The organism is Nostoc flagelliforme FACHB-838 (genome assembly GCF_014698065.1).
Classification (GTDB): domain Bacteria; phylum Cyanobacteriota; class Cyanobacteriia; order Cyanobacteriales; family Nostocaceae; genus Nostoc; species Nostoc flagelliforme_B.
In genome coordinates, this window is the sequence record NZ_JACJSI010000178.1 from 1 (window position 1) to 12,439 (window position 12,439).

The window sequence follows — 12,439 nt, forward strand, 5'->3', positions numbered from 1 at the left end:
ATTGTTATCGTTATCAATGTTGGCAAACAGACTACCTGTGCCAAAGCCTGGTGATGTCAAGTTTTGGTTGAAGTACAAATTGCCAGTTCCAAGGCTGTAAGTAATGATTCCAGGGCTAGTTGCAGCTGCTGCATCATTAGCTACTATCCTAATATCAGACAGATTGTTAAGTCCGACGAAAGTTGTCCGAGACAGAACAATTCTGTCAAAATTGCGGTTGAAGTCGGTAATTTCATCTACGCCTAAACCACCAGCAGTATATTGAGCGCCTGAGTTGAACACGAAGCGATCGCTACCACCACCGCCTGTTAGGATATCATTACCAGCGCCACCCCTTAAGACATCACTACCAGCATCACCATTAAGGACATCATTGCCAGCGCCACCATAGAGGCTGTCACTGCCGTTACCGCCAAAGCCGGTTAATGGTGTAGTTGTGCCACTACCATCAAGAAAGTCATTTCCAGCACCGCCTGTAAACCGTACTGCCCTGACGCTAGTTGCCGCTAGGTTGTTAACATCAAGGATGTCATCGCCTCCGCCACCATTGATTTCAAAGCTCTCTGCGCTGTCTACAGTCAGGGTGAAAGGAACTAAGTTGAGCCGATCAAAGATTGCTCTTCCTTGAGCATCTTGCTCCAGGCGGAAGCTGTCTCCCGCAGCTGCGGCGCCGTTGACTTCAACCACGTCATCACCAGCATTACCACTGATTCTGTCACTACCGTCACCGTTGTTCCAGATGAGTCGGTCGTTGCCTGCTCCGCCAGTGAAAGTATCGTTGCCACGATCTCCGATTATAGTATCGTTCCCGCCCCCACCGGATAGAAAGTCGATACCATCGCCACCTCGTAGCAAGTCATTACCAGCGTCACCATTAAGGGTGTCATTTCCAGTGCCACCAATTAGGGTGTCATTTCCAATTCCACCAGAGGCAGTTAAGGGTGTTGATGTGCCACTACCATCAAGAGAGTCATTGCCAGCACCGCCTGTAAAGCTGACTGCACTGACGCTAGTTCCCGTTAGGTCGTTAACATCAAGGATGTCATCGCCTCCACCACCATTGACTTCAAAGCTCTCTGCACTGTCTACAGTCAGGGTGAAGGGAACTAGGTTGAGTCGATCAAAAATTGCTCTTCCTTGGGCATCTTGTTCCAGGCGGAAAGTGTCTCCCGCAGCCGCAGCGCCGTTGACCTCAACCACGTCATCGCCAGCATTACCACTGATTCTGTCGCTACCGTCACCATTGTTCCAGATGAGTCGGTCGTTGCCTGCTCCGCCAGTGAAAGTATCGTTGCCACGATCCCCGATTAGGGTATCGCTCCCGGCCCCACCGAATAGAAAGTCGATACCATCGCCACCTTGTAAGAGATCATTGCCAGGGCCACCTCGTAAGGTGTCATCACCAGCGCCACCATTAAGGGTGTCATTTCCACCAAAACCATTAAAGTTATCAGAAGCGGCATCACTAGTACCTATATCTGCTCTATTGGTTGGTCCTGGTCCTGGGGTCCAAATTACTGCCATGATTGATTCTCCTAATTCTGGATTTATAAGTGAACAATGAGCTACTAGTAGTTCAGTTTTAAGAAAAGTATGAAAATACTAGTTTCTATTTATGAACTACAAAACTTAATAGCTTTTAGCTGCTAAGTATTACTCAGGGGTGTATTTCTTTTTTATGTAGAATATTGGTTTTTGCAAAACTTCCTTACTATAAAACAATAGGGTTAAGGTAAGGCTAAAAGTCTGTTATCAAAGTCAATTTTGTTAACGTAGACGCCACAGGCTTCTGCTAACGCGCAGCGTCTCGCAGAGAAGGCGCAGAGAGAAGAAATAAATGTTTAATACAAGTATATTATACTATTAAATTTGCAGACAGACTTTACTACATACTGAATTTATTAGGTCATGTAGAAAAAGAAATGGCTCGTAAATGCCTTTATTGAAGAGGCTTTCAGTTAATTTAATGATTATTAAATAAAGTTTAAATAATAGATGCTAATTAAATAGCAACCCGTATTTAGGTTGTGATTTTAGTGACAAACAATTAACTAATTAACAGTATTAATAAGAGAGTATTATCTGTAAAATATAGTGAGGTTTTATCCATAGGAGATAAAAGTGCCAGCGGTCTAAACGCAAGTATGAATACAAATTCATACTTTTACTAACGAAGGGTTTTTACTGAAGATTGAAGCATTCGTTTTTGCATTTACTCTCAAATGAGCATTTATTTAATGAGTAAAATGTAATACTTTAATTTGATGAAATATTTTTTTATAAAGTTATTACGGAATCGTGGAGTCCGCAAAGATTTAGGCTGTTGAGTGATTGGACTAGATGCAGCCCTTGCCGAGCCAGCCCAAGACTGCATTCGTTCTACAGATGCCGCATCCTGAATAGCCAAAGGTGTGATATTTTCACAACACTGCATCAGATCCCTTAGTGTCACCTGCTGTGGTCGTCCCTTGTTAAATGCTAGCAGTGCCGCTTCTGCTGCTAGAGTTTCTAAGAGGTTGTTTTAAAAGTGTTTGGCTGTGCTTTTAAGTACTTCTAGATCCCCCCTAACCCCCCTTAAAAAGGGGGGAACAGGAATCAAAGTCCCCCTTTTTAAGGGGTATTTAGGGGGATCTGAACTTTTGATACCAATAAGGGGACTTTTAAAACATCCTCTAACTCTGCACCTGAAAATTTCGCGGTGTTTGCGGCGATCGCTTCCAAATACTCGGACTCCACTACAATGCCGAAACGCTCCAAATGAATCTTGAGGATTTGGGAACGCTCCGGTTCGGTTGGTAGATCGACGAAGAAATTTTCATCGAATCTTCCCTTCCGATTTCATCAACCCATAAGACGCAGGGTGCGATTGCCTCGGCAGTTTTCAAAACACGGCGGACATTACCTTCAGATTCACTAACCAGAGAACCAAGGAGGGACGCAATATCAAGCTGGAGTAGTGGTAAGTTGACAATGGTTGCAATGTTTTTGGCAAGTAAGCTTTTACCAACTCTGGGAGACCACGCCAACAATACACTTTTGGGTTGCGGCAGATGCAGCGACCGCGCCTCTTGGGTGAAGATAAAGTGTTCGCGGTACTTAAACAAAAATTTGGTTTGGGAGACGATGCCTGCGGTAGGCGGGTACGCCATCGCATTCCAATTTTTGGCGTTGCATATTTGCGGGATGATTTGGCAACTTCTAAAATTCTCCCCCTGCTTCCTCTGCCTCCCCTGCTTGCCTCAATTCATCCCACTGTTCTGCAACGCCTTACTTAAGCCTCGCCCAATGTGAGAAGACTTTACTGATTTACTAGTTAGTATAAAATTATTTTGGCAGTAGCGATCGCGTGTTTGGAGATGAAGGTGGCGACGTACTCACTGGAACAGATACAACAGCAAGAGGTGTTGCTGAAGTTGACCTTTTGACTGGTGGCACTGGGAGCGATCAGTTTATCTTAGGTGCGATTGTAGGTGTCTTCTACAGCGATAGTAATGCTAGTACGGGCGGACTGGGCGACTACGCTATAATTGCTGATTTTGATGCTTTGTCAGATACGCTGCAATTGTCTGGCTCCAAATCGAGCTATAGCTTGGGAGCAGTGCCAACTTGTTTGGCTACAGGTACAGCTTTATTCCTGAATGAAACTAGTCCTGAACTAATTGCGATCATTCAAGGTTTTAGCAACCTCACCCTTAGTGCCAGCTATTTCCTAACTGTCTAAAACATCATCTCAAATACAACTTAAAATTCTTTATCAAGTTTTAGACTTGCACTACTCAAAGTTTTTTATCAAAACAGAATACATACGTCAGTCGCCAGAATTCAGAATTGAATTCTGTGTGAAAAAGCGGATAGCGCCACGGAAAGCGAGTCAGACGCTCCTACATCCCTAACGCTACGCTATGGAGCGTCTGAATCAAAGGGTTTAATACCTCCACTAAATTTTCCATTTAGTGGTGCAACAATGAGCGTGGTGGATCTGAATCCAGGGCGGCTGCATCATGTCAACAAGACTAGTTTATTTTCAATAGACTCAAAGATAATCTCATTAATTCCTTAGATTAATAACCCAAATTGTTAGTTAACTTGGTGCTGCTCTTTAATGGCAACTGGTCATACACTAACATTGACTAAATCAACATCAGCAAGCCATATCGTTCTGCTTTGGGTAGACACTTCTTCTAAAGTTGGGGAGCGCCACTCTACCCCATAAAGCCAATTATCTTTGAGACTAAAAATTCCTTGAATAATACGACGTGTCGGCTCTTCACCGAAATCAACCTCAACTATATCCCCCAAATCAAAAGCTGGAGTGGAAACAGTGGAATTTTCTAGTACATTTGTTGGATGAAATTCTTGCTCAGGTAAGTAAAGAGTTTCACTCTGGCAAACAATTGCATAAATCCATTCTTGTCCTGACCACTCAACACCACGGCAATAACCTGACAAGTCTGAGATTGGCAACAAAACTTTTTCTAACATTTCCACTGCTAGTGGAGGCATATCTTTACCCCACCCAGGAGAAATATACCAACAGGATTCTAAGGCGGTAATTTGGTTAATCATCTGGGAATGTAATCCTCTTCTTTATATATTCACTTCCTTGCATTAGTCTGATCCGGAATATAATTTCAACACTTCACTCGCTATGTCAATTCTTAATCAATACAGGTTTCAAAAGCGGAATTCCTGAACATTTGACCAAACTATCTAATTTCTGTGCTGGTTGTGTATATTGCAATACGGTTCAGTTAAGGCTATGCAGTATTAATGACAAGGAAAACAGAAGGATTAGTTAGAGTACCAGTACCTCAGTGTTTAAGGTTTTTTGAGCGAAACTTTGATACAGGTTTTTTGACAACTCTAGGGTTGGATAGTCCACTTGGGCAAAAGATTTTGGATTGCTCAAAAAATTAATCACTAGTTAATATTGAAGCGAGAAGTTCAGGACGAGACAAGTGTGGGCAATGTCCAGCAGGTAGTTCAATGGCATCGACTCCTAAGCGCTTGCGGGAAGCAATGCGTGACCATGTAGGAGACAATATTCGGTCATCGGTACAAACAATATATTTACGCTCAACATACGGCAAAGCTTTTAGAGGATTCGTTTCAAAAATATATGCCATAGATTGTTGCGAACGACTTTTCGAGATTGCCCACTGTGCTACATCTGGTTGACAATCATGAAAGAAAAACTCCCTTAATACTGCTTCGTCTGAATAATCCTTGCCTACGGAAGCTGGTTCAAACATATCAGGCTCATCGTGGAACTGTTCGAGTTTACTTGGCTCTTTTGGCTGGTAATTGAATGATTTAAGCGTATCAGCATCAAGACGATGAGAAAATTGGTCGAGTGTACTGATTCCGGGATAAGGGAGTAGCGCTGCCACAAATACTAGTTGACGTACTTTTACCGCTTCTGCAACCAGGGGAATTATAGTACCAGCCATTGAGTGACCGACTAGGACAATATCATCATCAGTTTTTGGCAGCGCTTGAATTACTACATCTGCAAATTGGGACAAAGTAGCAGATGCGTTTTCAATTGGCAAATCCATTGCTACAGTTTTGTGACCCTGTGCTTCTAAGTAGGGAATTAGCAAATCCCAACACCAAGTGGCTTGGAAAGCACCGTGAACTAGACAATATAGGCTCATATCAATTGAATAGTGGTAATGGTGAGCGAGTTTCCTAACTTCTCTTATTTTTCAACAAATTTTAAACCTTGACTAGGTAAGTTATATCAGCACCTGCTATATATAGCGGTTATCGTTTATGTGAGGTACAGTCGTAGGGGCACGGCATCCCGTGCCCCTTTCGATATAATGTTGTACCGCATCTGGCTAGGAACCGCTATATTCAAACAGCAGTTAGAACAGGCTGAAAAGGTTGCAATAAAATACCCAAAATTTTATCAACTTCTTTAATATAGTACTCAGTCGAATCTATATAAACAGTCCTCTCTTCTAAAAATAGAAACTTCCAGTTAGTTCCACTAGTAACTGAGCCATAAATCTGCCCAACTTCATTGCCTTGATTTTGATTGAACAGTTGTGCTGCAATCATTGCCGCTACACATTGACCCAGACCGCCGATAATATCTTCTTTTTTCGCTTCAAAAATAAACATTACCGGAGCAGAAATAAATAATTGCTCCTGGGAATTGCTGATGATGTAATCGCAAAAGCCTTGCAAGCCTTGAGTTGCATCAACATTAAATTCATTTCCAGAGAACAGTGAGATTTTATTATTTAATAATCGTCTGACCTCTGCCAGGATTGGTGCAATTAAAAACTCTGACCTTGCTTTTTCGGTTGAAATGGCAGTTGCTAAAGGGATGTAATCTATTAAAATTGCTCTAAGTGTTTCTGATGGTGTAACAGGTTTTGTATCAGCAAATAAATTCCGAGTTTCATCGAGTGTTAAGTCAAAAGTCTTTTTCACCTTGGCGAGACTAAAATCACTGTATGCCATCCTTCCACCTTGTGATTATTTATTTCGTCTATTCCATATTGATACAGAACAAGGAGATAAGAGAATTAAAATGCTCAATTCCCTAATTCTGTAACTTCTTAATCTCTGCTTCTGTAAACGGATTCTTCCCCGCCCGTAAATCTTTCACCCAGCGTTGCCGTTGTGCTTTACTATCTTTATCTCCAGGCTGGGCGATGTATGCCTCAAAGTCTTCAATTGCTCCTTGGGTGTCGCCTGTTAGCGCTCTAGCCAAGCCACGACTATTACGAATATTGCCATCTTCAGGTGCAAGTGCAACGGCTTTTTCACAGGCTGGTAAAATATCGGCGGCTTGTTTTTGCAGACTCCCGCCCCAGCATAGTGTATTCCAAGAATCAGCAGGAATTTCGGCTTTTGGATCGAGCTTGAGGGCTGCGGTATAAGCTGCTAGCGCTTCCTTAAACTTTTTCTCTTGTAAGCGACTATTTCCTTCATCAACTGAGCGTTCAGCTTTGCCTTTGTTGACAAACTCTTTCGCTTTCGCCTGGGAATCAAACTTTAATTTATTATCCCACTGCTGGGCTTTGCCAAACTTTTCCACAGCGCCATTAATATCATCATTTCGCGCTAACTTCTCACCTTGGATAACTAACACTGTTGCCCCTTGCGCCAACTGCAATGGATTTTGGCATGATTGCAACTCTTCTAACACTTCAGGATGGGCAACTAGGTAATTATTGAGCAAGTTGCAACCACTGAGTAATAAACCATTGAAATCCAAGTCCCATAAAATCACGGTGTTGTCATGACTGCCAGAAGCCAGTGTCTTGCCATCGGGGCTGAATCCGACGCTACTGACCCCACTGCTATGCCCAGTCAGGGTTTTGATGGCTTTGCCTGTGCTGACATCCCAGAGTTTGATCGTGTTGTCACCACTGCCAGAAGCCAGTGTCTTGCCATCAGGGCTGAATCCGACGCTACTGACCCAACTGCTATGCCCAGTCAGGGTTTTGATCGCTTTACCTGTGCTGACATCCCAGAGTTTGATGGTGTTGTCATGACTGCCAGAAGCCAGTGTCTTGCCATCGGGGCTGAATCCGACGCTAATGACCCTACTGCTATGCCCAGTCAGGGTTTTAAGGGCTTTGCCTGTGCTGACATCCCAGAGTTTGATCGTGTTGTATAAACTGCCAGAAGCCAGTGTCTTGCCATCGGGGCTGAATCCGACGCTAATGACCCTACTGCTATGCCCAGTCAGAGTTTTGAGGGCTTTGCCTGTGCTGACATCCCAGAGTTTGATCGTGTTGTATAAACTGCCAGAAGCCAGTGTCTTGCCATCGGGGCTGAATCCGACACTAATGACCCCACTGCTATGCCCAGTCAGGGTTTTGATGGCTTTGCCTGTGCTGACATCCCAGAGTTTGATGGTCTTGTCATTACTACCAGAAGCCAGTGTCTTGCCATCGGGGCTGAATTCGACACTAATGACCCTACTACTATGCCCAGTCTTCGCGTAGCGTTCCGAAGGAAGGGTTTTGATGGCTTTGCCTGTGCTGACATCCCAGAGTTTGATCGTGTTGTCTTCACTGCCAGAAGCCAGTGTCTTGCCATCGGGGCTGAATCCGACGCTATAGACCGAACTGCTATGCCCAGTCAGGGTTTTGATTGCTTTGCCTGTGCTGACATCCCAGAGTTTGATCGTGTTGTATAAACTGCCAGAAGCCAGTGTCTTGCCATCGGGGCTGAATCCGACGCTAATGACCGTATTGCTATGCCCAGTCAGGGTTTTGATCGCTTTGCCTGTGCTGACATCCCAGAGTTTGATCGTGTTGTATAAACTGCCAGAAGCCAGTATCTTGCTATCGGGGCTGAATCCGACGCTATTGACCGAACTGCTATGCCCTTCTAAGGTGTTCACCTCGATCGCACGATTTTCTTTCTTTTCCTTTGGCTTTAAGTAAACCGCTTGCTGTAAAGTTAACACAGCGTGCATTAGGGTATCGCTTCTGTGCTGCGCCCAAATTGTATGCTTGAGTTTGTTACTTGCTCTTAAGGCTGTTATTAAAGCATCTGGATGTTGTCCAGAGACAGCAAAGGCTTCAGAAGAATTATTGATGGCGTTAATTTGACTAACATTTGCCTCTACCGCCCACTGGAATGTTGCCGCAGCTAAAGCAGCAAATCCTAAACCTGCGGTTATAGAACCAAAAAGAGCGCGTTTGAAAACACGATTAAGTTTTACTTCACTTTATTTTCTTTGTTCTCGTTCTTTTTCCAGTTCCGCCATTACCTGCTTTAACTTAGGTTCTTGTTGCTGGCGGATAAAGGCGGCGATGTAGTCATGTACCAGTTGATAACGGTCGGCGGGGTTTTCTGGTAGTAAAACCACTAAGCCTGATTGGACAAAAATCTCTAATATTAAATCTAATTTACTGATTTCAGAAGCTTGTTCCGCCATAGCTTCTGATCCCCCCGCCTGCGGCGACCCCCTTAAAAAGGGGGTTTTTGATCCCCCCGCCTGTGGCGACCCCCTTAAAAAGGGGGTGGAAAGAATAAAGCCCCCCTTTTTAAGGGGGGTTGGGGGGATCTCCGAGAAATACGGGAACAAATCGCGTTCCAACTCAGCATGAGTCTTCAGAGGGCGAGTTCCTTTTTCATCGGTCAGCAAATACAGTAATATGTCTGCTGCTTGCTGATTTTCTTCACCGCAATCATTAACAACTTCATTCAAATAACGCTTAACCAATTCGTCCTTAGTACCACGCTGCCGATATTCTGCCAGAGTTGTAATATTCTCCGTTTGCAGTTGCGCCCCCACAACCTGCAATTCAATGGGACGAACTTCACCCAATTCTCCGGCTAAATCTTGCACCAGTTGTTGAACTAAAGCACATTCCAAGCGGAAACTAGTATTTTCAGTTAAACGCTGAATAATTGACTTCGCATCAGCACGCGAGAAATTCCCTAATTTGTAAAGCACATTATTACTGAGAATGTCATTGCCAATAATCTTGAGGCTGGACAAATCATTGCACTCCAGCAAGTAATGAATGTAATCTACCCGCAGCGATAAGATAACTTTCACCGATAGAACATTCAGACACTCTCCCAGAAACTCAAAGAATTGCTTCCTTTGTGCAGGTTCGGTGTAAACAAAGAAAAATTCCTCAAATTGATCGAAAATTAGGACTGTGCGGAGGTTATGCTGTTTGTTTTTACGAAGTTGGGAGAGGAGGGAATGGGGAGTGGGAAGAGACGCGATGAATCGCGTCTGTACAAAGTGGGGATTTTGAGGTTCTGAGGTCGAAGTTCCGAGTTCAGAGGTTGAAGTTCCGAGTTCAAAGGTCGAAGTTCCAAGTTCTGAAGTCGAAGTTCCGAGTTCAAAGGTTGAAGTTCCGAGTTCAAAGCTCGAATGTTGAGGTTCTGAGGCTGAACTTCCGAGTTCAAAGGTCGAAGTTCCGAGTTCAAAGGTCGAAGTTCCAAGTTCAGAGGTCGAAGTTCCAAGTTCAGAGGTCGAATGTTGAGGTTCTGAGGTCGAAACTTGAAGTTCTAAATCTCCCTCATCTCCCCCATTTCCCAAAAGTCTCCCCAACTCTTCCACCCAGTTGGTATAAACACGCATTACCACCGACAAATAATCTTGAGTACCGATCGCTTTATTCTTTAAAGCTGGCACTAGTCCCGCATTCACTAGGGAACTTTTGCCGACACCCGATTGCCCATGAATTACTATCAACTTATAATCAGGGCGACCCATGCGTTCAATTAAACGTTCTACATCCAAGAGGCGACCAGATGCAGCAATTTCTGGGGCAATATTTCCTTGGGGAGAGTTTGAGCGTAATGTCTCTACAAATGCCTGTTTTGTAGCTTCTAACCTACCCGCGCCAATAAAAGCTCGCAAGCCAAATTGCTGTTCAATGGAACGCTGTTGCTGTTTGATTTTGTATGCTTTGAGATACTTTTTTTGCTCAAAGTAAAGCTGCTGCAAAAATCTGAGAATATCCAAGTAAAGCCTGATATCTTCTAGCGGATTACCTACATTCTTCGCAGTTTCTAAGCTGAGAGTTGCCTGTTGAGTTTGACCTAAATGGTATTGAGAACGACCTAAAATAAACTGATATAAACTCAAATCTTTTGATTTTAAATCTCTTTCGGGAATATCAGATAAAATCCCTGATGTATTTGCTGATTCCTGATTGGGAATCGTAGAAAAAATCTTTAAGGCTTGCTGAACAAGCTGATTTGCTTTGACCCAATTATTTTGAGCAGAAGCTACCTCAGCTAAAAAACCGTAATCCTTGGCTAGTTCTCTTGGCTGGTTGTTATTTTGATGGATTACTAAAGCTTGTTCAGAAAGACTCTGTAAGGTTTGCCACTTTTGCAAGTCTCGCAAGATATCACCGAATTTAACTACTGAAGTAGCAATTAAATCTGGACTTCTCAACTGGCTAATAAAATTTATATACTCTTGGACATAATGCCAAGTTGCTTGCCAATCTGGATGATTAATATCTTGATGTTTAAAAGCTTTTAAATAATAACAAAAGCCAATCTCGCTGAGGATTTTTGCCTGTCGTTCTAAGTTATGACTTTGCTGCCAGAGCTTATCAGCTTTGTGATAATGCTCTAACGCCGAATCTTTTTGATTATTTATCTGTTTGATAAAACCTAATAAAGATTCTAAATTAGCTTGAATTTCTAAATTATAAACATCTGTATTTTTAAGTAAATATCTTTGTGCCGTTTCTAACTCATTTTCCAGTTTGATATATTCATCTACGCTAAATTTTAAGTTATTACTAAACCATTGATTAGCGGTTTGGATAATAAAATCTATTAATTCCTGTGTTGAGATGGCAAAATCTCTCGTAGTTGCCCAACTTTCCAAATCTGGTGCAAGCTGGATTAGTTGCTTGTAGATTTCATCGTCAATCCACAACACTAAGGGAAAAGCAAAATTCTTACGAAACTCTTCCCGCACCTGATTTGCAGAAGTTAACATCACAGATAAATTCTGCACTGATTCCAAACCCACAACCATCACACAGGCTGGTATTTCTTTGCCAAATTCTTCCTGAATGGCAGTATAAAGAGTCCTGTTAGATTGCTGCACCGCCAAGACGCGAATTTCAACTTGACAAATTTCTTGCAATCTGGAGATTAAGCGATCGCGCAAGCTAGCATAATTACACCGTGCCAATATCAGCTTAAACTGTCCCACGGAGGATTCGATCGCCCAAGCTAATTGTTTTAGAGAGCGTAGGCGTACCCCGTCGTAGACATCGCTGTTTACACGATCATCTTGTGATGGTTGCGAGTCTGTCATAAGTCATACGTTTACGTAAATCTAGAGTGTAGGAGGCAGAGGAAAGATTAAAGACTACAAATTAAACTTCCTGGCGTTTTACTTCCTGTATCAATACTTGAGTGCGTTTGCTAGCTTCTCTTGCTTGTTGTCTAAAATACTTGGCTTGCTGACGGTCAGTTAAGCATACTTCAGATGCTTTTCTACTAAATTCAACAGCTTGTTTACTGAGTTCTTGAATACGAGTCTTTAACTCTTGGATTGTTTTCATATTTCCTCTTGTTCTGAAATTACAATCTCTAAATTTTCTATCTCTTCATAAAGTCTATCTGCTCTACTAGCTAGTAAGCTAGCGTCCTCAAAATCATTGTTTTCTACGGCTTTATCCGAAGCTGAGTACAATTCTTCTGTGATTTGGTGCAATTGTGCATAAGCTTTTAACAAAACATTTTTGGTTTCTGATTTCATAATCTAATTATTCATCGGTTCCCTGATTCCTCACTGTAGTTCTCTCGCTTCTGCCAAAACCGGATTGACATCAAACCAAGACTCGCCACTATCCCGACAGGGTTAGCGCGTCTCAAACCCTATTGACAGTGGGATTCTAGGAGAGGATTGAATTTGGGAGAGATGCGGCTAACACAGAAAGCATATACTGATCATTCATAGCGGCTCGCC

General features: G+C 42.9%; 9 protein-coding genes and 2 pseudogenes. 1 reads left to right on the plus strand and 10 read right to left on the minus strand.

Going from position 1 to position 12,439, the window contains the following annotated elements:
• From H6G97_RS35720 to H6G97_RS35725, 3 genes and pseudogenes are all read right to left on the minus strand, one after another.
• Positions 1-1,524: calcium-binding protein (locus H6G97_RS35720; RefSeq protein ID WP_190945264.1), on the minus strand; the 1,524-nt coding region annotated here is incomplete at its 3' end.
• Between the two features lie 706 nt (positions 1,525-2,230).
• Positions 2,231-2,512: pseudogene (locus tag H6G97_RS53445) on the minus strand (hypothetical protein); the annotation flags it as partial.
• A 164-nt stretch (positions 2,513-2,676) separates the two neighbouring features.
• Positions 2,677-3,092: pseudogene (locus H6G97_RS35725) on the minus strand (AAA family ATPase); the annotation flags it as partial.
• Positions 3,093-3,346: 254 nt separating this feature from the next.
• Here H6G97_RS35725 and H6G97_RS35735 point away from each other — a divergent pair.
• Positions 3,347-3,721 (plus strand): hypothetical protein, encoded by a 375-nt coding sequence (locus H6G97_RS35735; protein WP_190945266.1) that lies wholly within the window; start codon positions 3,347-3,349, stop codon positions 3,719-3,721.
• A gap of 392 nt (positions 3,722-4,113) precedes the next feature.
• Here H6G97_RS35735 and H6G97_RS35740 read toward each other — a convergent pair whose 3' ends face one another.
• The 7 genes from H6G97_RS35740 to H6G97_RS35765 all read right to left on the minus strand — a co-directional run bounded on the left by H6G97_RS35740 (position 4,114) and on the right by H6G97_RS35765 (position 12,229).
• Entirely contained in the window at positions 4,114-4,566 is a 453-nt protein-coding gene (locus H6G97_RS35740) for a DUF1392 family protein (RefSeq protein ID WP_190945268.1), read from the minus strand.
• Positions 4,567-4,913: 347 nt separating this feature from the next.
• Positions 4,914-5,657: an alpha/beta hydrolase gene (locus H6G97_RS35745; RefSeq protein ID WP_190945271.1), complete on the minus strand. Its 744-nt coding sequence runs from the start codon at positions 5,655-5,657 to the stop codon at positions 4,914-4,916.
• A gap of 202 nt (positions 5,658-5,859) precedes the next feature.
• A complete protein-coding gene (locus H6G97_RS35750; protein ID WP_190945273.1) occupies positions 5,860-6,474 on the minus strand; it encodes a hypothetical protein in 615 nt (204 codons plus the stop codon).
• A gap of 82 nt (positions 6,475-6,556) precedes the next feature.
• Complete coding sequence (locus H6G97_RS56180; RefSeq protein WP_242055728.1) at positions 6,557-8,446, minus strand: WD40 domain-containing protein; 1,890 nt, start codon at positions 8,444-8,446, stop codon at positions 6,557-6,559.
• Positions 8,447-8,701: 255 nt separating this feature from the next.
• A complete protein-coding gene (locus H6G97_RS56185; protein WP_242055729.1) occupies positions 8,702-11,782 on the minus strand; it encodes an nSTAND1 domain-containing NTPase in 3,081 nt (1,026 codons plus the stop codon).
• Positions 11,783-11,843: 61 nt separating this feature from the next.
• Positions 11,844-12,032 (minus strand): hypothetical protein, encoded by a 189-nt coding sequence (locus H6G97_RS35760; protein ID WP_190945275.1) that lies wholly within the window; start codon positions 12,030-12,032, stop codon positions 11,844-11,846.
• Complete coding sequence (locus H6G97_RS35765) at positions 12,029-12,229, minus strand: hypothetical protein (RefSeq protein WP_190945277.1); 201 nt, start codon at positions 12,227-12,229, stop codon at positions 12,029-12,031. The genes H6G97_RS35760 and H6G97_RS35765 overlap by 4 nt, the downstream gene beginning before the upstream one ends.
• Between the last annotated feature and the right edge of the window lie 210 nt (positions 12,230-12,439).